At 58.0% G+C, this 22,249-nt stretch carries 21 protein-coding genes and 2 pseudogenes; 19 read left to right on the plus strand and 4 right to left on the minus strand.

Annotation, left to right across the window (positions count from 1 at the left end):
- Positions 1-63: 63 nt before the first annotated feature.
- From SGP1_RS09095 to rne, 3 genes and pseudogenes are all read right to left on the minus strand, one after another.
- Positions 64-310, minus strand: a pseudogene (locus SGP1_RS09095) (DinI-like family protein).
- A 235-nt stretch (positions 311-545) separates the two neighbouring features.
- Positions 546-1,616, minus strand: coding sequence for a dihydroorotase (gene pyrC, locus SGP1_RS09105; protein ID WP_011410911.1), 1,071 nt, complete (start codon positions 1,614-1,616; stop codon positions 546-548).
- Positions 1,617-1,780: 164 nt separating this feature from the next.
- Positions 1,781-5,344 carry a ribonuclease E gene (gene rne, locus SGP1_RS09110; RefSeq protein WP_011410912.1) on the minus strand — a complete coding sequence of 1,188 codons (3,564 nt, stop codon included), beginning with the start codon at positions 5,342-5,344 and terminating at the stop codon, positions 1,781-1,783.
- Between the two features lie 560 nt (positions 5,345-5,904).
- Here rne and rluC point away from each other — a divergent pair.
- The gene (gene rluC, locus SGP1_RS09120; protein WP_011410913.1) at positions 5,905-6,861 is read left to right on the plus strand and encodes a 23S rRNA pseudouridine(955/2504/2580) synthase RluC; all 957 of its coding nucleotides are present in this window, start codon (positions 5,905-5,907) and stop codon (positions 6,859-6,861) included.
- Between the two features lie 19 nt (positions 6,862-6,880).
- On the opposite strand, the gene SGP1_RS09125 is transcribed toward rluC, so the two are convergent.
- Positions 6,881-7,465 (minus strand): Maf family protein, encoded by a 585-nt coding sequence (locus SGP1_RS09125; protein WP_011410914.1) that lies wholly within the window; start codon positions 7,463-7,465, stop codon positions 6,881-6,883.
- Between the two features lie 132 nt (positions 7,466-7,597).
- Between SGP1_RS09125 and yceD the strand changes: the two genes are divergently transcribed.
- From yceD to SGP1_RS09215, 18 genes and pseudogenes are all read left to right on the plus strand, one after another.
- Positions 7,598-8,119, plus strand: coding sequence for a 23S rRNA accumulation protein YceD (gene yceD / locus SGP1_RS09130; RefSeq protein ID WP_011410915.1), 522 nt, complete (start codon positions 7,598-7,600; stop codon positions 8,117-8,119).
- A 15-nt stretch (positions 8,120-8,134) separates the two neighbouring features.
- On the plus strand, positions 8,135-8,305 hold the full coding sequence (gene rpmF, locus SGP1_RS09135) for a 50S ribosomal protein L32 (RefSeq protein WP_011410916.1): 171 nt from the start codon (positions 8,135-8,137) through the stop codon (positions 8,303-8,305).
- A 16-nt stretch (positions 8,306-8,321) separates the two neighbouring features.
- A complete protein-coding gene (plsX, locus tag SGP1_RS09140; protein ID WP_011410917.1) occupies positions 8,322-9,356 on the plus strand; it encodes a phosphate acyltransferase PlsX in 1,035 nt (344 codons plus the stop codon).
- Positions 9,357-9,362: 6 nt separating this feature from the next.
- Positions 9,363-10,316, plus strand: coding sequence for a beta-ketoacyl-ACP synthase III (locus tag SGP1_RS09145; protein ID WP_011410918.1), 954 nt, complete (start codon positions 9,363-9,365; stop codon positions 10,314-10,316).
- Between the two features lie 18 nt (positions 10,317-10,334).
- Positions 10,335-11,264: an ACP S-malonyltransferase gene (gene fabD / locus SGP1_RS09150; RefSeq protein WP_011410919.1), complete on the plus strand. Its 930-nt coding sequence runs from the start codon at positions 10,335-10,337 to the stop codon at positions 11,262-11,264.
- A gap of 14 nt (positions 11,265-11,278) precedes the next feature.
- Entirely contained in the window at positions 11,279-12,013 is a 735-nt protein-coding gene (gene fabG, locus SGP1_RS09155; RefSeq protein ID WP_011410920.1) for a 3-oxoacyl-ACP reductase FabG, read from the plus strand.
- Positions 12,014-12,167: 154 nt separating this feature from the next.
- Positions 12,168-12,404, plus strand: a complete 237-nt coding sequence (acpP, locus tag SGP1_RS09160; RefSeq protein ID WP_011410921.1) for an acyl carrier protein — start codon at positions 12,168-12,170, stop codon at positions 12,402-12,404.
- A gap of 81 nt (positions 12,405-12,485) precedes the next feature.
- On the plus strand, positions 12,486-13,727 hold the full coding sequence (fabF, locus tag SGP1_RS09165; RefSeq protein WP_011410922.1) for a beta-ketoacyl-ACP synthase II: 1,242 nt from the start codon (positions 12,486-12,488) through the stop codon (positions 13,725-13,727).
- Between the two features lie 74 nt (positions 13,728-13,801).
- A complete protein-coding gene (pabC, locus tag SGP1_RS09170; RefSeq protein WP_011410923.1) occupies positions 13,802-14,599 on the plus strand; it encodes an aminodeoxychorismate lyase in 798 nt (265 codons plus the stop codon).
- A 79-nt stretch (positions 14,600-14,678) separates the two neighbouring features.
- Positions 14,679-15,704, plus strand: a complete 1,026-nt coding sequence (gene mltG / locus SGP1_RS09175; protein WP_011410924.1) for an endolytic transglycosylase MltG — start codon at positions 14,679-14,681, stop codon at positions 15,702-15,704.
- On the plus strand, positions 15,694-16,335 hold the full coding sequence (tmk, locus tag SGP1_RS09180; protein WP_011410925.1) for a dTMP kinase: 642 nt from the start codon (positions 15,694-15,696) through the stop codon (positions 16,333-16,335). The genes mltG and tmk overlap by 11 nt, the downstream gene beginning before the upstream one ends.
- Positions 16,332-17,330 carry a DNA polymerase III subunit delta' gene (gene holB, locus SGP1_RS09185; protein ID WP_011410926.1) on the plus strand — a complete coding sequence of 333 codons (999 nt, stop codon included), beginning with the start codon at positions 16,332-16,334 and terminating at the stop codon, positions 17,328-17,330. The genes tmk and holB overlap by 4 nt, the downstream gene beginning before the upstream one ends.
- Positions 17,331-17,350: 20 nt before the next feature.
- Entirely contained in the window at positions 17,351-18,145 is a 795-nt protein-coding gene (locus SGP1_RS09190) for a metal-dependent hydrolase (RefSeq protein WP_011410927.1), read from the plus strand.
- Between the two features lie 295 nt (positions 18,146-18,440).
- Positions 18,441-19,779: pseudogene (gene ptsG, locus SGP1_RS09195) on the plus strand (PTS glucose transporter subunit IIBC).
- 227 nt (positions 19,780-20,006) lie between these two features.
- Positions 20,007-20,354 (plus strand): purine nucleoside phosphoramidase, encoded by a 348-nt coding sequence (gene hinT / locus SGP1_RS09200; RefSeq protein ID WP_011410928.1) that lies wholly within the window; start codon positions 20,007-20,009, stop codon positions 20,352-20,354.
- A gap of 16 nt (positions 20,355-20,370) precedes the next feature.
- Positions 20,371-20,751 carry a YcfL family protein gene (locus SGP1_RS09205; protein WP_041867460.1) on the plus strand — a complete coding sequence of 127 codons (381 nt, stop codon included), beginning with the start codon at positions 20,371-20,373 and terminating at the stop codon, positions 20,749-20,751.
- 21 nt (positions 20,752-20,772) lie between these two features.
- Positions 20,773-21,360, plus strand: coding sequence for a penicillin-binding protein activator LpoB (gene lpoB / locus SGP1_RS09210; protein ID WP_011410930.1), 588 nt, complete (start codon positions 20,773-20,775; stop codon positions 21,358-21,360).
- A complete protein-coding gene (locus SGP1_RS09215) occupies positions 21,347-22,207 on the plus strand; it encodes a phosphotransferase (protein WP_011410931.1) in 861 nt (286 codons plus the stop codon). The genes lpoB and SGP1_RS09215 overlap by 14 nt, the downstream gene beginning before the upstream one ends.
- Positions 22,208-22,249 lie beyond the last annotated feature (42 nt).

The raw sequence follows: 22,249 nt of genomic DNA on the forward strand, positions 1-22,249 counted from the left end.
AAAGTGACAAGAAAAAAAGGCCGGGTAAGCGAGCCCGGCAAGCGACAGTACAACAAAACACATTTATGGCGAGGGTGGATCAAACCAACCATCGGCGCTTTCCCACGTCTCTTGCAGGATGTCGGTGATGAGCGCCTTGTCTCCCTTTGTTACCGCCCAGGACCGTTATGCCATTGGCGCTGGCATAACGTAGCTGCAGCTTGGCCTCTGCAAATTGTTTATCGATACGAAGGTGTAATTCTTTGCTCAACGCCTCCAGGGCACCAGCAGGAAGCGGTGTCGCTTTGGCGAGAGTGATTTCAATGCGCATTTGTCTGCTCTCACAGTAATGATGACTGTTTATTTATACAGAATCATGGCAGAGGACGCAACCGATATAGCGCGCTGCCGCAATGCCCTGCGTCAGAAGTTCGCTGGCAAAACCGGGAGAACTATGGGAGTGGCGGTACATTCGCACAAAGGGCAAACAGGCGGCGGGGCGTCTGCCCCGGCGCCGGATGCCGACAACGCTTTATGCGAGCGACGAACGGCGCCCGAGCGGTGAGTCAATGGTCGCTTTCGTCAACCACGGTCCAATTGAGCGTCTGCTCGGCAAGGAAGGGGACCAGCGTTTCGCCGTCACCGCCCGTCAGAGGAATGGCCGCGGGTTGCTGATGGGGTTCACGGTACAGGGTAATAAAATCATCGTTAAGCGGCAGATCGTAAAAGCGCGGACCGTTTAGCGAACAAAAAGCTTCAAAATGTGCCAGCGCGCCGATTTCCTCAAACACCGTAGCATACGCCGGCAAAGCGGCGAGTGCATTAAATATGCCGGCACAGCCGCAGTCCGATTCTTTACGTCCGCGCGCGTGAGGGGCGGTATCGGTACCGAGGAACAGACGGTCGCAACCGCTGGCCACTGCCGCGCGCAATGCCTGCTGATGTACATTGCGTTTCAGGATAGGCAAGCAGTAGAGATGCGGACGCACTCCTCCCACCAGCATATGGTTGCGGTTGAACATGAGATGCTGCGGGGTAAGGGTAGCGGCCAAATGCCTATCGCCGGCCAGCACATAATCGGCGGCTTCTTTGGTGGTAATATGTTCAAACACGATCTTCAGCGCCGGAAATTGGCGGCGAATCGGCGTCATTACTTGTTCGATAAAGCGCGCCTCGCGATCGAAAATATCAATGTCTGCCGCCGTGACTTCCCCGTGAATAAGGAGCGGCATACCGATGGTCTGCATGGCGTCAAACAAGGGATAAATGGCGGCAATATTGGTTACGCCATGCTGAGAGTTGGTTGTGGCATTGGCCGGATACAGTTTGGCGGCGGTAAACACTCCCTGGCGATGGCCGTCAATCAGCGTTTTCTTGTCCAGCGAATCCGTCAAATAACAGGTCATCAGTGGCGTAAACCGGTGACCCGCCGGCAGCGCAGCCAAAATACGTTCGCGATAGGCTATCGCCTGGCCGAGTGTCGTAATGGGCGTCGTCGTCAGGTTGGGCATAATAATCGCCCGGCCAAAATGGCGGCTGGTGTAAGGCAGCACAGTGCGCAACATATCATCGTCGCGCAAATGAACATGCCAGTCGTCCGGCCGGCGAATTTTCAGTACTGCGGGCTGTGCGGTCATGGGGTTGAACTCCGGTTGAGCAGGGGAATGTCGTTGTGCGTTTCTTGTCATGGCGGGGTACAAGAATAAGCGTAAAGCGAAGTTATTGCATTAATTTCTTGGCGAATGGCGGTCGTACAGAGGACAAAAAAAGACCCGCCGCAGCGGGTCTGAGAGTGGAGAGCTTACAGCGGGTCCGGCGTGCCCGGACGGGTTGCCGGTGCGGTCGCTTGATGGTCCGCGGCGTGACCGCCGGCGCCGCCGCGGCCGTCGAAGCGGTAGTCCGGCCGTTGCCAGTCGCTGATCGGTGGCGGCGAAGGCGTATAGGCCGGCGCAGGTGCTTTGGTCATCGGTGCGCTGGCGTGATGCTTAAAGCGCGTGGCAGGGGCTTTGGGCGTTGCCGGTAACGGCTGTCCGTCCTGCGCCAGCGGCGTGCTGACGGGAGGCTGCGCGTGACGTGCGGCGTCTTGGGCTGCGGCAGAAGGCGTGGTTTGCCCCATGCCGTGAGTCTCGCTGTCCGCCGTCGACACAACGGGGGGGAGTGCGGCGTCAGAGGACGCAGCGGCCCCCGACGCGACGATAGCATTGCCCGTTTCCTCAGGACGTTGCACCTCGACCGTTACGGCAGGCTCGGACGCCGGCGCCAGACTGGCGGGGCGTTCCTCGCCGCACGATGCGGTAGGCTGGGAGGCTGGCGTTGGATCGGCGGGGTGTTCCTCACCGTGAGATGCTGCAGGCTGGGACGACGCGGCGGAATGCGCCTCAACGCACGGCTCAACCGGCAGCTGAGCCGTTTCGGCCCCACGGACGGGGTCGCTCGGATGCGTGGCCTCCGGCGTGGCAAAGGCGTCATTGGGCTGTGCAGATGCTTGAGACAGATCTGCGGCCGTTGACGCCACGGCGCTAACGGCGGCCGGCTCGGCTTGCTCAATCTGTCGTTGTGCCACTTGCCGGTCATCGGGGGCGATGACCGGTGGCACCTCATCAGCGGCAGCTTCCTGTGCTGGTGAGGGATCCTGCGGGACCAGCGTGGTGGGCGGTAGCGCTTCGCTGACCGTTACCGTTCCGCCTGCTACCGTCGCGGCAAATGCTGTCTGTGGCTGTTGCTCTGCGGCGTCAGCCACCTCTGCGGTCTGGAAGCCACCGGCCACATCGGTGAGCGCGTCTTGTTCCGGCTGCTCGATGGGCGTGATGGGATAGCTGACCCACACTTTACCCGAGGCCATTTCCGGCGACACGACCGCGCTGGTAAGCGGTACCGGCGACGAGAGTGGATAACGTTCATCGCGGTAACGGCGGCGGCGTTGGCCGCTTACGCGCAGATGACGCGGGGAACGCCGTGAACGGCGCGGCAAACCCGCCTCGTTACCGTTACGTCCGGCATCGGCATTGCTGGCATCGAGCGCGACGTCATTCTTGTCTTGCAGGACGTCGTTACTATCATTGTCGTCTTGACTTTCTACCGCCGCATTAAACGCGGCGGTGGCGCTTTCCGCGGCGGCAGGAAGGGTGGGTCGATCGCCGACGCGGATTTTGCGATTCAATGCGCGACGCTGACGGCGCGGCTGAGCCTGAATCGGCTTATCGTCCTCGTCGGAGGCGTTGCCGCCGTCTGACTCTGTCACGGCGGCAGGCAACGCTTTTATTTCCTGCTCTGCGGTCTGCGCTTTCGGCTCTTGTTGACGTCGGCGCTGACGATCTTGACGTGGTTCGCGACGCGGCTGGACCTGCTCTTCCTGCGCTGTTTCTTCAACAATGTCGCTTGCCGTGTCTGTTTCATTAAGGGTCTGCGAACGCTTGCGGCGCGGATCGTCACGGCCATCGCGGAGCTGACGGTTTTCCTGACCGGCGCGGACCGGTTCGCCATTCCGGTCACGGCGGCCGCCCTGACGGCGTTGACCGCGGCGATCCTGACGCTCCTGGCGACGCGGCGTTTCCGCCTCGGCCGGTGCCTCGACGACTACCGCTTTGGCGGTGTCTGTTTCCTGCTGTGGCGCCGGTGTGCCGAGGAGGGATTTGAAACCATCGACTAGACGGCCGAACAGGCCGCGCGATGCGCCGGCGCTTGCCGCGCTGACGGCAGGCGCCGCCGGTACGCTACTCGCATCAACCGTAGCCGGTTTCTCGCTGACCAGCGGCGGATCGGGCATCACAAATGCCGCCAACGCCGGCTGTTCGGGGCGTTTGCGATCCGAGGCAGGCTCCTCTGACGGTTGGGTCATTTCCGCTTCATGCAACTGCGGCAGCAGATAGCTCAGGGTGGGGGCTTCTTCGCCTTTGCGCACGCGCAGTACCGCATAATGCGGGGTCTGCATTTGATCGTTAGGCACGATAATCGCCTGGACGCCGCCCTGACGTTTTTCAATGGCGTTAACGGCTTCGCGTTTCTCGTTCAGCAAATAAGAGGCGATAGGCACCGGCACGATGGCGTGCACTTCGTGGGTATTCTCTTTTAGCGCCTCTTCTTCGATAAGCCGCAGTATGGAAAGAGAAAGGGATTCGTTATCACGAATGGTGCCGGTACCGCCGCAGCGGGGGCAGACGTGATGGCTCGATTCACCCAGCGACGGGCTCAGACGCTGACGGGATAGCTCCAGTAGGCCGAAGCGGGAAATGCGCCCGATTTGAATGCGGGCACGGTCCTGACGGACCGATTCACGCAGGCAATTTTCCACTTCGCGCTGGTGGCGCACCGGCGTCATATCGATAAAGTCGATAACGATCAAACCGCCCAGGTCGCGCAGACGCAGCTGGCGGGCGATTTCATCCGCCGCCTCAAGGTTGGTATTGAAAGCGGTTTCTTCAATATCGCCGCCGCGGGTTGAGCGCGCGGAGTTGATATCAATGGCGGTCAACGCCTCGGTAGTATCGATGACAATGGAGCCACCGGAGGGCAGCCGCACTTCACGCTGGAAGGCAGATTCAATCTGTGATTCGATCTGGTAGTGGCTGAACAGAGGAATTTCTCCACTGTAAAGCTTAATTTTGCTAGTAAAATCAGGGCGACCCAGTGAAGCAATATGCTCTTTGGCCAGGTCCAGTACTTTGGGATTATCGATCAGAATTTCGCCGATATCCGGCCGCAAATAATCGCGGAAGGCGCGGACAATAACATTACTTTCCTGGTGGATCAGAAAAGGCGCCGGGCGTCCTTCAGCAGCCTTTTTAATCGCCTGCCAATGTTTGAGGCGGAAAGCCAGATCCCATTGCAGCGCGTCGGCCGACTTGCCGACGCCGGCGGTGCGGACGATAAGTCCCATGCTGTCGGGAAGCTCAAGGGAGGACAAGGCTTCTTTCAGCTCGGTGCGATCATCACCCTCGATACGGCGTGATATGCCGCCCGCGCGCGGATTGTTCGGCATCAGCACCAGATAACTGCCGGCCAGGCTGATAAAAGTGGTCAGCGCTGCGCCTTTATTACCCCGTTCCTCTTTATCGACCTGTACGATGACTTCCTGGCCTTCGCGCAGCACGTCCTTGATATTGGGTCTGCCGTGGGAAGAATATTGAGGAGGAAAATACTCGCGTGAAATTTCTTTAAGGGGAAGGAAACCGTGGCGCTCTGCGCCATAATCCACAAACGCTGCTTCCAGGCTGGGTTCAATACGGGTGATTTTACCCTTGTAGATATTGGCTTTTTTTTGCTCATGCCCGGGGCTTTCAATATCCAGGTCATACAGCCGCTGGCCATCTACCAGAGCGACGCGCAACTCTTCCTGTTGAGTTGCGTTAATTAACATTCTTTTCATCGTAACTTACTCATTTTTTATGCATTGGCATCAGAGCTGCGGGCAAAAAACCGCATGGCCGGGTAATCACCGACGGCCCCGTGACTTGGCGCAAAGCCGTCAACCTCACGGTTGTCGCTTGCTAAGGGGCGCATTATTTCGGTAGCCTGTTTCCCATAACGGAAAACAGCACTTTTACAGGGGAATAACGTCTGATGATTATTGCCAGAACGGATTCCTTTTGCCGGCCAAGCTGCAATCCGCAGCCCGCTAACTGCCCGATTAGCCATTACGTCTTACGCCATTGCCGCGTTTAGGCTGAACCAGACAAATTCAAAATTCCTCGATTACTCGTCCTGGACGCGAAAACGTGGAAAGTAAATGCATTATTCCACTGCTGACACGCATATAGCAAGACGACTTTAGCCATCGATGACAAGTTTCAGACCCATCCTGATGGCTTCTCAAAGGATAGCGTAACGAGTCCACCGGACCAGAAAAAACCTTTTACCGATGAAACCACAGTTAAGCACATAAAAAGAAGTGGCGCTATGGTGTCGGTATATTTAGAATCCCGGCCCATGAATGAGAATAATCCCGGCGTACATTTTATCACTATCTCCGCAGACGAAGCCGGTCAGCGGATTGACAATTTTTTGCGTACGTACCTCAAAGGGGTGCCGAAAAGCATGATTTACCGCATCGTGCGTAAAGGTGAAGTGCGCGTCAATAAGAAAAGGGTAAAACCGGAATACAAACTGCAAAATGATGATGAAGTGCGTATTCCGCCGGTGCGACGTTCTGATGAAGAACACGCGCCCATATCCACCGGATTGGATAAAGTTGCCGCGTTAAATGAGGCAGTGCTTTACGAAGACGATCACCTGCTGATCTTGAACAAGCCGGCCGGCACGGCGGTGCATGGCGGCAGCGGTCTCAGCTTTGGCGTTATTGAGGGCCTGCGCGCGTTGCGCCCCGACGCACGTTTTCTGGAATTGGTTCACCGCCTGGATAGGGACACCTCAGGGGTGCTGTTAGTGGCCAAGAAGCGGTCGGCGCTGCGCGCGTTGCATGAGCAGCTGCGCGCTAAAGGAATGCAAAAGGATTATCTGGCGTTGGTGCGCGGTCAGTGGCAGTCCCATGTCAAAACGATCGCGGCGCCGCTGTTGAAAAATATTCTCGCCAGCGGCGAGCGCATCGTGCGGGTCAACAGCGAGGGCAAGCCCTCGGAAACCTGTTTCAAGGTCGAGGAACGGTTTACGCTTGCCATGCTGGTTCGAGCCAGCCCAGTAACCGGACGCACCCACCAAATCCGTGTTCATGCCCAGCATGCCGGCCATCCGATTGCGTTTGACGATCGCTACGGCGATGGCATGTTTGATCAGCAGCTGAAAGGCTGTGGCCTGAACCGGCTGTTTCTGCACGCGGCTGCGCTGCGCTTCGACCATCCCGGCAGCGGCGAAACGTTGCGGATAGACGCGCCGCTGGATGCGTCGTTGCGCCAGTGCCTGTTGTATTTGCGCGATAACCACAAATAGGCGTGCCGGCTGTTAGCGGTTACCGGCGTAGAGGATTTACCCCCTCCCGGCGCAGCATGTCGGCGAGCGCCAGCAGCGGTAACCCGATCAGCGTGTTGGGGTCCCGGCCCTCAAGCGCCTCGAAGAGCGCGATCCCCAGTCCTTCGCATTGAAAACTGCCCGCACATTGCAAGGGCTGTTCCAAATGCACATAGCCGGCGATTTCAGCGTCCTCCAGCGCGCGGAAACGAACGACAAAGGGTTCCGTACAGGCCTGCAAAGCACCGCTGGCGCTATTGAGCAGCGCCAGGCCGGTATAGAACGTCACGGCTTTGCCGTGGGCGCTGGTCAGCTGTGCAATGGCGTTGGCTTCCGTGAGCGGCTTCCCCGCGATCTGGCCATCCAGCACGCAGCATTGATCGGCACCGATGATCAGGTGCCGGGGATAACGCTCGGCCAGCGCCTGCGCTTTCGCGATGGCCAGGCGCTGCACCATTGGCGCCGCCTCTTCGCCGGCGTGCGGCGTTTCATCGATATCCGGGGCGTGAAATTCAAACGGTATTCTTAATTTCTCCAACAGCGCGCGGCGGTAAGGGGAAGAAGAGGCCAGAACGATTTTATGCATCACTTTATTATCCGCAGGATGGTCAAATTCATCGCCGCATTCTAAACTGTCCAGCGTCAAGATGGCGAATATGGGTGAAAAACACCCTTTTTCTTTGACTCCCGCTCGTTACAAAGTTAATATGCGCGCCCTATGCAAAAGGTAAAATTACCCTTGACCATTGATGTGGTACGTACCGCTCAGAAACGCCTGGACTATGCTGGTGTCTATGCGCCTGAGCAGGTAACGCGTGTTGCCGAATCCGTGGTAAGTGTGGAGAGTGATGTTGAGGCCGCGTTATCGTTCGCAATCGATAACCAGCGCCTGGCGGTGATTAGCGGCCATGCAGACGTAGAGGTCACCCTGCGCTGCCAGCGTTGCAATCAGCCGTTCTCGCATCAGGTACACACGACATTTTGTTTCAGTCCGGTCGTCAGCGACGAACAGGCTGAGGCGTTGCCGGAAGCGTACGAAGCGGTCTACGTCGATGGATTTGGTGAGGTGGATTTGTTGGCAATGATAGAAGATGAAATTATTCTTTCATTGCCTATCGCGCCGGTGCATGATCCTGAACACTGTGAAGTGTCCGCAACGGAACAGGTATTTGGTAAACTACCCGCCGAGGCGGAAAAACCTAATCCATTTTTCGTATTAGACAGTTTAAAGCATAAGTAATCGAGGAGTAAGTCCATGGCCGTACAACAAAACAAACCCACCCGTTCCAAACGTGGTATGCGCCGTTCTCACGACGCGCTGACCACCTCCACTGTATCAGTGGACAAAGCTTCCGGTGAAACCCACCTGCGCCACCACATCACTGCCGACGGTTTCTACCGCGGTCGTAAAGTTATCGCCAAGTAATTCCTAAGGCGATCCATTGAGACGTCTAACCCTTGCGTTAGATGCTATGGGCGGCGACTTCGGTCCCGCCGTGACGGTGCCTGCAGCTTTGCAGGCACTGGTCTCATATCCGCAACTTGAGCTGCTGCTTGTCGGCAATCCTGCAGCGATACATTCTTTACTGGTAAAAACCGATTCCGTTCTGCTTGAGCGATTAACGGTCATTCCCGCTGAATCGGTTATTACCAGTGACGCTAAACCGTCGCAGGCCATAAGGGCAAGCCGCGGCACCTCCATGCGCGTTGCGCTGGAGCTTATCAGGGACGGTCGTGCCCAGGCCTGCGTCAGCGCCGGCAATACCGGCGCGCTGATGGGGCTGGCGAAGCTGGTTCTAAAACCCCTGGACGGTATTGAACGGCCGGCGCTGATGGTGGTTCTACCCCATAAAAAGCAGGGTAAAACGGTCGTGCTGGATTTAGGCGCCAACGTCGCCTGCGATGGGGCGATGCTGGCTCAATTCGCCGTGATGGGCTCGGTGATGGCGGAGCATATCGTGGGGGTCACTAACCCGCGTGTGGCGTTGTTGAACATCGGTGAGGAAGAAACCAAGGGCCTCGATCCGATTCAGCACGCGGCGGTACTGTTACGGGATGTTCAGTCAATTAATTATATCGGCTATCTTGAAGCCAATGAATTATTGACGGGGAAAACCGATGTCCTGGTCTGTGACGGTTTTGTTGGTAACGTCACATTAAAGACTATGGAAGGGGTGATAAGAGTTTTTCTGTCATTGCTGAAATCCTCTGGGGAAAGCGGCAGGCAGGGTTGGCTGATGCAATGGGTCAAGCGATGGATGAAACGTCGCCTAATGCGTCAATTCGGTCAGCTGAATCCCGACCAATACAATGGCGCTTGCCTGATAGGTTTGCGCGGTACCGTTATCAAAAGTCACGGTGCGGCCAACCAGCGCGCGTTTACCGCCGCTATTGAACAGGCAATGCAAGCGGTGGAGCGGCAGATCCCGGAGCGGATCGCCGCACGCCTGGATGCGGTACTACCCAAGAGTGATTAAGCGTACATGTTTACAAAGATTCTCGGCACCGGGAGCTATCTTCCGGCGCATATCCGGTCCAACGCCGATCTGGAAAAAATGGTGGATACGTCTGATGAGTGGATCGTCACTCGCACCGGTATTCGCGAACGCCGTATCGCCAGGGCCGATGAAACCGTCTCCAGTATGGGGCGTGATGCCGCTGAACAAGCGCTGACTATGGCCGGCATCGCGGTGCAGAAAGTTGGCATGATCATTGTCGCCACCACATCGTCGAGCCATGCTTTTCCAAGTTCAGCCTGCCAGATTCAGCGTGAGCTGGGCATCAATGACTGCATCGCTTTCGATTTGGCAGCAGCCTGCGCCGGTTTTTCCTATGCGCTGAGCGTGGCGGACAACTACATTAAAAACGGCGCGGTCGAATACGCTCTGGTGGTCGGCTCTGATGCGTTAAGCCATACCCTGGATCCTGAGGATCGCGGAACGCTGATTCTGTTTGGCGATGGTGCGGGTGCGGCGGTGCTCGGACGTTCCGCTGAGCCTGGCATCATCTCCACACACCTGCACGCCGATGGCCACTATGGCGATTTGCTGACGCTTCCGTACCATAATCGTCTCGATCCGGCCGCGTCCGCTTACCTGACAATGTCGGGCAATGAAGTGTTCAAGGTGGCGGTGACCGAACTGGCGCATATCGTCGACGAAACGCTCAGCGCCAACGGGCTAGACCGCAGTGAGCTGGACTGGCTGGTGCCCCATCAGGCTAATCTGCGCATTATTACCGCCACCGCTAAACGCCTGGGAATGGGCATGGAAAAAGTGGTCGTCACCCTTGACCGGCACGGTAATACCTCTGCCGCTTCCGTGCCGCTGGCGCTGGACGAAGCAGTGCGCGACGGCCGCATTCAGCCAGGACATCTGGTGCTGCTCGAAGCATTTGGTGGCGGTTTCACCTGGGGTTCAGCGCTGCTACGGTTTTAATCGACAGGAAGAAAAAGAATGACTGTTTTCGCCATGGTATTTCCAGGACAGGGTTCCCAGACGGTAGGTATGTTGACGGAGCTGGCGGCAGACCACGCGGTGGTCGAGGCGACATTTGCCGAATCTTCCGCCGTCCTGGGTTATGATTTATGGCAGCGGGTGCAGCAAGGCCCGGCTGAAGAGCTGAACAAAACCTGGGTGACTCAGCCGGCATTATTGGCATCGTCGGTCGCTATCTGGCGCGTCTGGCAGCAGCAGGGCGGGCAGGTGCCGGCGCTTATGGCCGGCCACAGTCTGGGCGAGTATTCCGCGCTGGTGTGCGCAGGCAGTCTGGATTTCGCCGCGGCAATCGCTCTGGTGGCGCTGCGCGGCAAGTTGATGCAGGACGCGGTGCCGGCCGGTACCGGTGCGATGTCCGCTATTATCGGTCTGGATAGCGATGCTATCGCCGCCGCCTGTGAACAGGCGGCCCAAGGGCAGGTGGTGTCGCCGGTTAACTTCAATTCTCCGGGCCAGGTGGTTATCGCCGGGCATAAAGAAGCGGTGGAGCGTGCCGGTCTGGCTTGTAAGGAAGCCGGGGCCAAGCGCGCGTTGCCGCTGCCGGTCAGCGTGCCATCCCATTGTGCGTTGATGAAGCCCGCTGCGGAAAAATTGGCGCAGGCGCTGGAAGCGGTAACATTCGCCGCGCCTCAGATCCCGGTGATTAACAATGTGGATGTGCGCGCGGAGCAGCATTCGACGGCCATCCGCCAGGCGCTGGTGCGTCAGCTATACAGCCCGGTGCGCTGGACCGAAAGCGTGGAATACCTTGCGTCCCAGGGCGTAGAGGTGTTGCTGGAAATCGGTCCCGGTAAAGTGCTAACCGGCCTGACCAAACGAATTGATGGCAACCTGTCGGGCGCGGAGGTGAATGATCTTGCCTCGCTGGCCGCCGCGATCGAACACTAAAATTGGGGTTACAGATGAGTTTAGAAGGTAAAATCGCGTTGGTGACCGGCGCCAGCCGCGGCATCGGCCGCGCAATCGCGGAAATGCTCGCAGCGCGAGGCGCAACGGTGATTGGTACCGCTACCAGTGAATCGGGTGCTGCCGCCATCAGCGCCTATCTGGGCGATAGCGGCAAAGGAATGGAATTGGACGTTTCGAATAACGCTTCAATCGACGCTTTTTTAGAAAAAATGCGCGCGGAATTTGGCGACGCGGATATTTTAGTGAATAATGCAGGTATTACGCGTGATAATCTGCTGATGCGCATGAAAGAAGACGAATGGCAGTCTATTCTTGATACTAATCTGACGTCCGTATTCCGCATGTCGAAAGCGGTAATGCGGGCCATGATGAAAAAGCGCTATGGCAGAATAATTACCATCGGTTCTGTTGTGGGCGCCATTGGTAATGCCGGGCAGGCAAATTATGCTGCCGCCAAGGCGGGCCTGGTAGGGTTTAGTAAATCGCTGGCCCGTGAAGTCGCCTCGCGCGGCATTACGGTCAACGTGGTAGCGCCGGGATTTATCGCGACCGATATGACCGAAGCGTTGACAGATGAGCATCGTGCGGGCATTTTGTCCCAGATTCCGGCAAACCGTCTTGGCTATCCGAAAGAAATCGCCATTGCTGTCGCTTTTTTCGCCTCTGAGGAGGCAGCATATATTACCGGCGAAACAATACATGTCAATGGCGGCATGTATATGCTGTAAAAAGCACGAAAATCATTTGCGTTATTTGTGGTAAAAACCGCAAAATAGCATAAAATCGTGGTTCGACCAGCCGGGATTGAGTTGCATCTTTTTCAACATTTTATACACTACGAAAACCATCGCGTAAGCGAGTTTTGATAGGAAATTTAAGAGTATGAGCACTATCGAAGAAAGCGTTAAGGCAATCATTGCTGAGCAACTGGGCGTTAAGAAAGAAGAAGTCGTTAATAATGCTTCTTTCGTTGACGACCTCGGCGCTGACTCTCTTGACACCGTTGAGCTGGTTATGGCGCTGGAAGAAGAGTTCGATACCGAAATTCCGGACGAGGAAGCTGAAAAAATCACTACTGTTCAGGCAGCAATTGATTTTATTCAGGCAAGCCAGCAGTAAGCGAACATCCCTAGGCGGTCACTCGACCGCCTAAGTTTTTTAGTCCCACAGTAAACTATTTTCCCTCCCTGGAGGACAAACGTGTCTAAGCGTCAAGTAGTTGTGACCGGACTTGGCATGTTGTCTCCTGTCGGCAATACCGTAGAATCTACGTGGAGCGTGCTCCTTGCCGGACAGAGTGGCATCGGCCTGATCGACCATTTTGATACTACTGCCTATGCAACACGTTTTGCAGGCTTAGTTAAAAATTTTAATTCTGAAGATTATCTGTCGCGTAAAGAAGCTCGCAAGATGGATGCCTTCATCCAGTATGGCGTTGCTGCAGGCCTCCAGGCAATGCAGGACTCCGGCTTGGTCGTGACTGAAGACAATGCCAATCGTATCGGTGCGGCCATCGGTTCGGGTATTGGCGGCCTCGGGTTGATTGAAGAGAATCATACCGCGCTGGTCAACGGTGGACCGCGTAAAATCAGTCCGTTTTTCGTGCCCTCGACCATCGTCAATATGGTGGCCGGTCATTTGTCCATCATGTGCGGCCTGCGTGGCCCCAGCATTTCCATTGCCACCGCCTGTACTACCGGGGTGCATAATATCGGACATGCGGCGCGTATTATCGCTTATGACGATGCGGACGTCATGCTGGCAGGGGGCGCCGAAAAAGGCAGCACGCCGCTTGGCGTCGGCGGCTTTGGCGCTGCACGGGCGTTGTCGACCCGCAACGAGAGCCCTGAGACCGCAAGCCGGCCCTGGGATCGCGATCGTGATGGTTTCGTGCTGGGCGACGGCGCGGGCGTCATGGTGCTGGAGGAGTACGAGCACGCCAAACGGCGCGGCGCGAAAATTTACGCCGAAGTGGTCGGGTTTGGCATGAGCAGCGATGCTTACCATATGACCTCGCCGCCGGACGACGGCGCTGGCGCCGCGCGCTCAATGATCAATGCGCTGCGTGATGCGGGCATAACGCCGGCACAGGTCGCCTACATCAATGCGCACGGCACCTCGACGCCCGCCGGCGATAAAGCGGAAACCCAGGCGGTGAAGGCGGTCTTCGCCGAGCATGCGGGCAAAGTGATGGTAAGTTCGACGAAATCGATGACAGGTCATCTGCTTGGGGCGGCCGGCGCTATCGAGGCGATCTTCAGCGTGTTGGCGTTGCGCGATCAGGCGATTCCACCGACCATCAACCTGGATAACCCCGACGAGGGCTGCGATCTGGACTATGTGCCGAAAGAGGCTCGCCAGGTGAAGGGAATGTATTATACCTTGTGCAACTCGTTCGGCTTTGGCGGTACCAACGGCTCGCTGGTGTTCCGCGCGATATAATCGTAACATGCTGTCTAATGGCCCGTTAACGGGCCATTTTTTTACTATCCTGCGACCGGCCCACAGGAGGCGAAATGTATTGGATCAACGGGATTCCGCAGGCACAATTGCCGCCCACCGATCGTACGATACATTTTGGCGACGGTTTTTTCACCACCGCCCGGGTGCTGGATGGCGATATCCCCTTGTTGGCCTGGCATCTCGAACGACTGGACTTGGCGGCGCAGCGGTTACTGTTCGCGCCATTCGATGCCGACGCCCTGCGCCGGGAAATGCTGACGGCGGCAGGGGTCGGCGGCGATGGTGTCCTCAAAGCGTTGATAAGCCGCGGTAGCGGCGGTCGGGGCTATAGCATTAGCGGCTGTGGCGCGCCGGTGCGTATCGTTTCGCGCTCGCCTGCGCCGGCACATTATCCCCGCTGGCGCCAGGACGGGGTGCGGTTACGTCAAAGCCCGGTACGTCTGGCGCGAAATCCGCTGCTGGCCGGTATCAAACATAATAATCGGCTTGAGCAGGTGCTGATCCGCGCCCATCTGGAGCGCTACGACGCGGATGAAGCGCTGGTGCTGGATAGCGAAGGTGTGGTGGTGGAGTGCGCCAGCGCCAATCTCTTTTGGCGCCGGGGGCAGGACGTGTTTACGCCCGCGCTGCACTACGCAGGCGTAGCGGGTGTGATGCGTCGTCACGTTATGTCGTTGCTGCAGGCGTTAGGCTATGCGCTCGCTGAGGTCGCCGTCGGTCCCGAGGATCTGGCTACGGCGGACGAGGTGTTCATCACCAACGCGCTGTTGCCGATAGTGCCGGTCAAAGCGATAGACGAACGGCACTATGCCGATAGAACCCTGTACTTGCAGCTTTACCCGCTGTGTTGAGGGGCGTCGGGCCGAAAAGACGTTATTGTGGCCGCCGTTTGGCAGGCCAGAGAGATTGGAAGGGAAATAAAAGTAAACGATGAAAATGAAACGGCCTCTGATCATGGTGCCGCTGTTGCTGCTTGGGCTGGCCGTTGGTTGCCTGCTGCGGTTAAAACACTTCGCCGCCGAGCCCTTGCTACTCAAGCAGGAAACGATTTTTACCCTGCCGGCCGGCACCGGCCGCGACGGCCTGGAAAAGCTGCTGCGCCAGCAGCATTTGGCGCGGCATGTCGGCTGGCTGCCCTGGCTGATGGAGCTTGAGCCGAAGCTCGCGCCGGTAAAGGCCGGTACCTATCGGCTGAAGCCGGGAATGACGGTGCGTGATCTTCTGCGGCTGCTGGTTAGTGGCAAAGAAGCGCAGTTTGCCATCCGCTTTATTGAAGGGTCAACGCTTAAAGAATGGCTGGGCATGCTTGCACAGGCTCCCTATCTGAAACACGAACTGCAGGGCGTCACGCCGCAAACGTTGGCTGCAAAATGGGGGGAACCGGTGGATAGCGTGCTGGAGGGGCAATTCTATCCCGATACCTATCTGTATACCGCCAATACCCCCGACAGTGCGATTCTCAAGCGCGCCCACCAGCGCATGAAGACCACGCTGGCGGAAATCTGGAAGGGACGGGCCGAAGGGTTGCCTTACACGTCGCCGCAGGCGCTGTTGACCATGGCCTCTATCGTTGAGAAAGAAACAGGGGTGAAAGAGGAACGGGCGCGGGTGGCGTCGGTGTTTATCAACCGGCTGCGTACCGGGATGAAATTACAGACGGATCCGACGGTGATTTACGGTATGGGCGACGATTTTCGCGGTACGATCACGCGGCAGGATTTAACCACGCCAACACCGTATAATACCTATATCATTACCGGGTTGCCGCCGACGCCGATTGCGATGCCCGGCCAGGCTTCCCTCGAAGCCGCCGCGCATCCGGAGAAGAGCGCCTATCTCTATTTCGTCGCCGATGGGCGCGGCGGCCATATTTTTTCCACCAATCTGGCGAGCCATAACCAGGCGGTGCAGCAATATCGGCAGCGGCAAAATGCAAAGGAAAACCATGAACAGTAAATTCATCGTGATTGAAGGCCTGGAAGGCTCCGGCAAAACCAGCGCCATTGCGCAGGTGGTTGACGTCCTGCGGGAGCAGGGTATTCGCGATGTCGTTTTTACCCGCGAGCCGGGCGGTACGCCGCTGGCAGAGGCGCTGCGTACGCTTATCAAAGATGGGGTGGGCGAGGAGCCTGTGACCGACCGTGCAGAACTGCTCATGCTTTACGCCGCGCGGGTACAGCTGGTGGAAGGCGTTATCAAGCCGGCGCTGGCTCGAGGCGCCTGGGTAGTGGGCGACCGCCACGATCTTTCCTCCCAGGCTTATCAAGGTGGGGGACGCGGTATGGATGCGCGCCTGTTGCAAACCCTGCGTGATGCGGTACTGGGGGATTTTCGTCCCGATTTGACGCTGTACCTGGATATCCCCCCGGCGCTCGGTTTGGCCCGAGCCCGCGCCCGCGGCGAGCTGGATCGCATCGAGGTGGAATCGCTGGCGTTCTTCGACCGCACCCGCGCGCGTTATCAGGCGCTGGCGGCGGCGGACGATCGGATGGTCACCCTTGACGCCAGCCAGCCGCTCGCCGCGGTGAGCGCCGCGCTTCGTCATCAACTGACGCAATGGTTGCGGGCCCAGGCGCCATCGCCATGAAATGGTATCCCTGGCTAAACGGCCCCTATCGGCAGATCCTGGCGCGCTACCAGCAGGCGAGTGGGCATCATGCTTTGCTGTTGCACAGCCAGCCAGGCAACGGCGAGGCGCCGTTATGCTATGCGCTGAGCCGCTGGCTGATGTGCCGGCAGCCGGACGGTAGCAAGAGTTGCGGCGTTTGCCACAGCTGCCGGCTGATGATGGCCGGCAACCATCCTGACTTTTATCAGCCGGAGCCCGAAAAAGGCCGCCAAAGTCTGGGGGTGGATAACATTCGCGCCATTATCGACAGCGTGTATGGCCGCGCCCGTCAGGGCGGGGTAAAAGTGGTATGGCTGCCCCACGCCGAGCTGCTTACCGAGCAGGCGGCCAACGCGCTATTGAAAACCCTGGAAGAGCCGCCGACCGATACCTATTTTCTGCTGGGCTGCCAGACACCATCGCGCCTGTTGCCGACGCTCAGAAGCCGCTGTCTCTATTGGCCGCTGCCGGCCCCGGATGAGGCGCTGGGTCTGCGCTGGTTACGACAGGCGGGTTTTGACGATCCACTGTCCGCTTGCACCGCGCTGCGGCTGTGCGCTAACGCGCCGCTGGCGGCGGAAGCGTTACTTCAGCCGGGGCGATGGCAGGAGCGGCTGGCGCTGTGTGCGGCGCTGTACGAGGCCCACGTCAGCGGCGACTTTTTAACGCTCTTGCCTGTGCTGAACTGGTATAAAAAAGATGATGGGCCGCTGTACTGGCTACTCAGCCTGCTGACTGATGCGCTGAAATGGCAGCAGGGTGCGCAGGCCTCTCTGGTCAACGCCGACAGAGCGGAGCTGGTGGCCGCGCTGGCCGCGCGCTGGCCGGCCGGGGTACTGCACGCGCAGTGGCAACTGTGGCTGCAATGCCTGCGCCAGTGGCAGGAGATAAGCGGCGTCAATCGCGAACTCTTGCTAACCCACTACTTGCTCAATTGGGAGCAGGGAGTAGCGGACGCCCGCGTTTCCTTATGATGTAGAAAAAAGGTTGAACTATGTTTCTAGTCGATTCCCACTGCCATCTTGATGGCCTGGATTACCAAACGCTGCACCGGGATGTGGCGGATGTCGCCGACAAGGCCCGCGCGCGCGATGTGAAGTTGATGCTGGCGGTATGTACTACGCTCCCCGGCTTCCATGCCATGACGGCAATGATAGGCCGCCGCGATGATGTGCTGTTTTCCTGCGGCATCCATCCCCTGAATCTCGATGAGCCTTACGATTTCGCCGAACTGCGGAGTCTGGCGGCGGGGGAGTGCGTGGTGGCGCTCGGTGAAACTGGCTTGGATTATTATTATCAGCAGGATAACAAGGAGCAGCAGGCTGTGTTCCGCGAACATATTCGCGTGGGGCGCGCGCTGAATAAGCCGGTAATCGTGCACACCCGCAGCGCGCGCGAAGACACGCTGGCCATTCTCCGTGAGGAGCAGGCCCATGAATGCGGCGGCGTATTGCACTGTTTCACTGAAGACCGCGCGACGGCCAAAGCGCTGTTGGACCTGGGCTTTTACATCTCGTTCTCCGGGATTGTCACTTTCCGCAATGCCGAGGCGCTGCGCGAGGCGGCGCGCTTTGTTCCTCTGGATCGGCTACTGGTGGAAACCGACTCTCCCTATCTGGCGCCGGTGCCTTACCGCGGCAAAGAGAATCAGCCGGCTTACGTGCGTGATGTGGCGGAGTATATGGCGACGCTGAAAGGGGTCTCCCTAACGCAGTTGGCGGCCGCTACCACCGCCAATTTCGGTCGTTTGTTCCACGTCGACATGCAGCCCTACCTCGATGCCAGCTGATATAAATTAATTACATTATTATTATATAAATATAATTACTATTTCGCACAACTATGCCCGCGTGGACCGGACGGCAAATGTCCGGCAGCGCGGCGCCCGCGCGTGTATCTGCTGTTGCCCGCCATCGCGCACGTCGTCGTCGTAAATATAGTGACCTGATACAGGTCTACAACGCCGGTTGAGCCCAGGCGCTTTCTTTTTCAGGGTAATAACGTCTATCCACAGGCTCCAGCGCCGGTTTGCTCCCGGCGCGGTGTCTGATGTACCACGATTCTGATTCAGGAGTGAAAAAATCATGTTGCAGAATGCATTCGCTCACCTGCAAAAAATCGGTAAATCGCTAATACTGCCGGTGTCTGTGTTGCCCGTCGCCGGCATTTTGCTGGGGGTAGGCTCCGCCGAATTTAGCTGGCTACCGGCCGTTGTCTCGGATGTCATGGCGGAGGCGGTGGCCTACGGTATTATGGTAAAAACTATCGCCGTCGTGGCGCCGTTAATTCTGCATTTGACCACAGACGAGGTCGCCGTCAAACATCTGGCGGATACGGGGGTTTGGGGGGGATTATCGCCGGGGCTATCGCTGCGTCGATGTTTAACCGCTTCTACCGCATCAAGCTGCCGGAATATCTCGGTTTCTTTGCCGGTGAACGCTTTGTGCCGATTATCTCCGGTCTGTTGGCGATTCTGGTCGGCCTGGCGCTATCGTTTATTTGGCTGCCCATTGGCGCCGCTATCCGGGATTTTCCCATTGGGCCGCCTACCAGAATCCGATGGTGGCCTTCGCGATTTATGGCGTGGTGGAGCGGGCGCTGGTGCCGTTTAGCCTGCACCATATCTGGAATGTTCCCTTTCAGATGCAGGTGGGCGAATTCACCAATGCCTCCGGTCAGGTTTTTCATAGTGATATTACTCGTTATATTGCGGGCGATCCTACCGCCGGCAAGCTCTCGGGCGGTTTTTTGTTTAAAATGTATGGCCTGCCGGCCGCGGCCATCGCTATTTGGCACACCGCCCGGCCGGAAAACCGCGCCCGCGTCGGCGGTATCATGATTTCCGCCGCGTTGATCGCCTTTTTGACCGGTATTACCGAGCCAATCGAGTTCTCCTTTATGTTGGTGGCGCCGGTGTTGTATGTCATTCACGCCTTGCTGGCCGGGCTGGCGTTCCCGTTGTGTATTCTGCTCGGAATGCGCGACGGCACCAGTTTTTCCCATAGGCTAATCGATTTTGTCGTTTTCAGCGGCAACAGTAGCCGAATCTGGCTGTTTCCGCTGGTGGGGATAGCGTATGGTCTGGTGTATTACAGTCTGTTCCACCTGCTTATCGTAAAGCTGAATTTAAACACGCCGGGGCGCGATGTCGCGGTCGTTGAGTCGCTATCCCAGAGTGGCAGCGAACGGGCCGCGGCGCTGGTGAGGGCTTTCGGCGGCAAAGCCAATATCACCAGTCTTGAAGCCTGTATCACCCGGTTGCGCATCAGCGTGGCGGATGTGGCGAAAGTAGATCAGGCCGGTCTGAAACAGTTGGGCGCCCGGTGTGTGGTCGTGGTAGGTTCCGGCGTACAGGCGATTTTTGGTACCCAATCGGATAATTTGAAAACCGAAATGGATGACTATTTGCGGCAAGCTGTATAACCCGCGCCGGGCATGCAGGCTGCGCCACGGTGAAGCCATGTTCGCCCGAGGCGGCAAATTTTATCCGGCACAAGGAGGCAAACTCCTCCTTGTTTGCTATGGTTAATACGTCCACGTCGCCACTGTCCGTTTAACGAATTTATTTTAATGATGCGGCCGGTTGAAAAGCAGGGAGCTCCTCACTCATACTCCCGTTACCAACCAGTCAGGAAACAAGGAACGCCGTCATGGCCGAAGAAAACATTTTCAGTAAAATTATCCGCCGGGAAATTCCCGCTGATATTCTCTATCAGGACGATTTGGTTACCGCTTTTCGCGACATCAGCCCCAAGGCGCCCAGCCATATTTTGATTGTCACTAACGTACTCATCCCCACTGCCAATGATGTCACTGCCGACGATGAAGCAGCGCTGGGGCGCTTGTTCACCGTCGCGGCGAAAATCGCCCTACAAGAGGGCATCGACGAGGAGGGCTACCGGTTGATCGTGAATTGCAACCGTCACGGCGGCCAGGAAGTTTATCATTTGCATATGCATCTTTTGGGCGGTAAACCGCTTGGACCGCTGGTGGCCTGATGCGTTGGGGAAAAACATGCGTTTAGCACCCTGGGTAGTGGCGCTATCGCTGCTCGCCGGCTGTAGCGGCAGCAGCGGCGATCCCATCCTGATCATCAATAACCAGCAATCGCTGGTAATGGATCCGTCGGTGCTCAGCGCCGGCATTACCGCCGCGCCACCGTCGCTTACTACCGATCGGGGGCGCCTTAGCGCCTATAGTCTCCTCAGTAATGATCATCCCGCGCCGGTCACCGTGCATTACCGTTTCTACTGGTACGATGCGCAGGGATTGGATGTTATTCCTTTCGCCGCCACGCGCACGCTTATCGTACCGCCTAACGGTGAAGCGCGAGTGCAAGCGGTGAATGGTAATCCGGAGGCGAAACACGTCCGTCTCTATTTGTCTTTGCAATAAAGGGTCAACGTCGAGTCTACAATGAAAAAGAGAGCCTTAATCGTCCTCGCGGCGCTGGTACTGGCAAGCTGTACCTCCCGAAAGCCCGCGTCGCCGCCGGCGCCCATCGAACCCGTTCCGCCCCCGGTTACGGTTTCGGTACAGCCGCCACCGCCGGCCACTAGCGAACCGGTGCCCATGCCGCCAAAAATCAAGACCATAGACTGGCAGGCCAGCCTGTCGCCTTTGGTGCAGCAGATGCTGGCGGTAGAGGGAATCAACGACGGCAGCGTGCTGCTGGTCAACACCATGAAAAATACCACCAACGGCAGCGTGCAGACCGGTAAAGCCACGGCGGCGCTCACCCGCCTGATTACGGACGCCGGCGGGAAATTTCAGGTCGTCGGCGCTAACCAATTGAACGCGGCACGCCAGATGCTGGGACTTTCTGCGGACGACAGTCTGGAATCGCGCAGCAAAGCGGTGGGGCTGGCGCGCTATCTTAACGCGCAATATGTGCTTTATAGCGCCGCCGCCGGCGACGTGAAGCAGCCGACGCTCGATCTTCAACTGATGCTGGTGCAAACCGGCGAGATTATCTGGTCCGGTAACGGCGTTGCTCAGGATTGATGCCGGCCTGCGGTTGGCGCTGGCGCATTGCCTGCCGTCCGCGCTGACGGAGGGGATCGATCCTCAGTTGGTCAGCGGCCTGACCGGCGAAAGCTGGCGGCTGCAGGGGGCCGGATTTGATGTGCTGGCGCGCGGCACCAGCGGGCAGAAAACGCAGCTGAGCGTCAATCGGCGTCGAGAGTTCCGCCTGTTGCGCGGTCTAAACGGCAGCGGTCTGGCGCCGCGTCCGCGGGGTACCCGCGCCGGCTGGCTGCTGGCGGACTGGCTGCCTGGCGAGTCCTTGGACGATCAAGACTGGTGGCACGCGCTGACGGTGGGCACCTTGGCGGCGACGCTGGCGGCGCTGCATCAACGCCGGCGCAGCGGCTATCCGTTAGATCTGCCGGCGCGCTATGCGCGTTATTGGCAGAGCAGCGATCCGGCACGTCGTTCGCCGGCCTGGTTGAGGTTGCAGCGGCGATTTTTACACCGGCGGCCGCCGGCGATCCTGCGTCAGGCGCTGTTGCATATGGATGTGCATCAAGGCAATGTGCTGCAGCAGGCGGACGGATCTTTGGCGCTGATCGACTGGGAGTATGCCGGCGATGGCGATGTGGCGTTGGAGCTGGCGGCAATGTTTTGCGGCAATAGGTTGCCGGTGGCAGCCCGTGAGCGGGTGCTGGCCGACTATGTGCGGCAAATGCCGGGTCTTGCTTACTGTCGTTTGCGTTGGCAGGTTGATGCCTGGATCCCCTGGGTCAATTATTTGATGCTGCTATGGTATGAGACGCGCTGGCACCAGAGCGGTAATCGCGATTTTATCGCCCTGGCGGCGCCGCTGCGCCGCTATTTTAATCTACCGGACTAAGCGCATTGCATTGTGCGCTTGCGCAATCGTCATCCTCCGCTT

Origin of the sequence: Sodalis glossinidius str. 'morsitans', assembly GCF_000010085.1 — a bacterium.
Taxonomy (GTDB): domain Bacteria; phylum Pseudomonadota; class Gammaproteobacteria; order Enterobacterales; family Enterobacteriaceae; genus Sodalis; species Sodalis glossinidius.

Bases quoted from the DNA above. Each gene is read 5' to 3' on its own strand.
- rluC (WP_011410913.1), top strand. From the start codon at position 5,905: ATGAATGAGAATAATCCCGGCGTACATTTTATCACTATCTCCGCAGAC.
- SGP1_RS09145 (WP_011410918.1), top strand. From the start codon at position 9,363: ATGTTTACAAAGATTCTCGGCACCGGGAGCTATCTTCCGGCGCATATC.
- hinT (WP_011410928.1), top strand. From the start codon at position 20,007: ATGGCCGAAGAAAACATTTTCAGTAAAATTATCCGCCGGGAAATTCCC.
- yceD (WP_011410915.1), top strand. From the start codon at position 7,598: ATGCAAAAGGTAAAATTACCCTTGACCATTGATGTGGTACGTACCGCT.
- pabC (WP_011410923.1), top strand. From the start codon at position 13,802: ATGTATTGGATCAACGGGATTCCGCAGGCACAATTGCCGCCCACCGAT.
- SGP1_RS09190 (WP_011410927.1), top strand. From the start codon at position 17,351: ATGTTTCTAGTCGATTCCCACTGCCATCTTGATGGCCTGGATTACCAA.
- acpP (WP_011410921.1), top strand. From the start codon at position 12,168: ATGAGCACTATCGAAGAAAGCGTTAAGGCAATCATTGCTGAGCAACTG.
- fabG (WP_011410920.1), top strand. From the start codon at position 11,279: ATGAGTTTAGAAGGTAAAATCGCGTTGGTGACCGGCGCCAGCCGCGGC.
- SGP1_RS09205 (WP_041867460.1), top strand. From the start codon at position 20,371: ATGCGTTTAGCACCCTGGGTAGTGGCGCTATCGCTGCTCGCCGGCTGT.
- rne (WP_011410912.1), bottom strand. From the start codon at position 5,344: ATGAAAAGAATGTTAATTAACGCAACTCAACAGGAAGAGTTGCGCGTC.
- fabD (WP_011410919.1), top strand. From the start codon at position 10,335: ATGACTGTTTTCGCCATGGTATTTCCAGGACAGGGTTCCCAGACGGTA.
- tmk (WP_011410925.1), top strand. From the start codon at position 15,694: ATGAACAGTAAATTCATCGTGATTGAAGGCCTGGAAGGCTCCGGCAAA.
- SGP1_RS09125 (WP_011410914.1), bottom strand. From the start codon at position 7,465: ATGCATAAAATCGTTCTGGCCTCTTCTTCCCCTTACCGCCGCGCGCTG.
- holB (WP_011410926.1), top strand. From the start codon at position 16,332: ATGAAATGGTATCCCTGGCTAAACGGCCCCTATCGGCAGATCCTGGCG.
- pyrC (WP_011410911.1), bottom strand. From the start codon at position 1,616: ATGACCGCACAGCCCGCAGTACTGAAAATTCGCCGGCCGGACGACTGG.
- lpoB (WP_011410930.1), top strand. From the start codon at position 20,773: ATGAAAAAGAGAGCCTTAATCGTCCTCGCGGCGCTGGTACTGGCAAGC.
- mltG (WP_011410924.1), top strand. From the start codon at position 14,679: ATGAAAATGAAACGGCCTCTGATCATGGTGCCGCTGTTGCTGCTTGGG.
- rpmF (WP_011410916.1), top strand. From the start codon at position 8,135: ATGGCCGTACAACAAAACAAACCCACCCGTTCCAAACGTGGTATGCGC.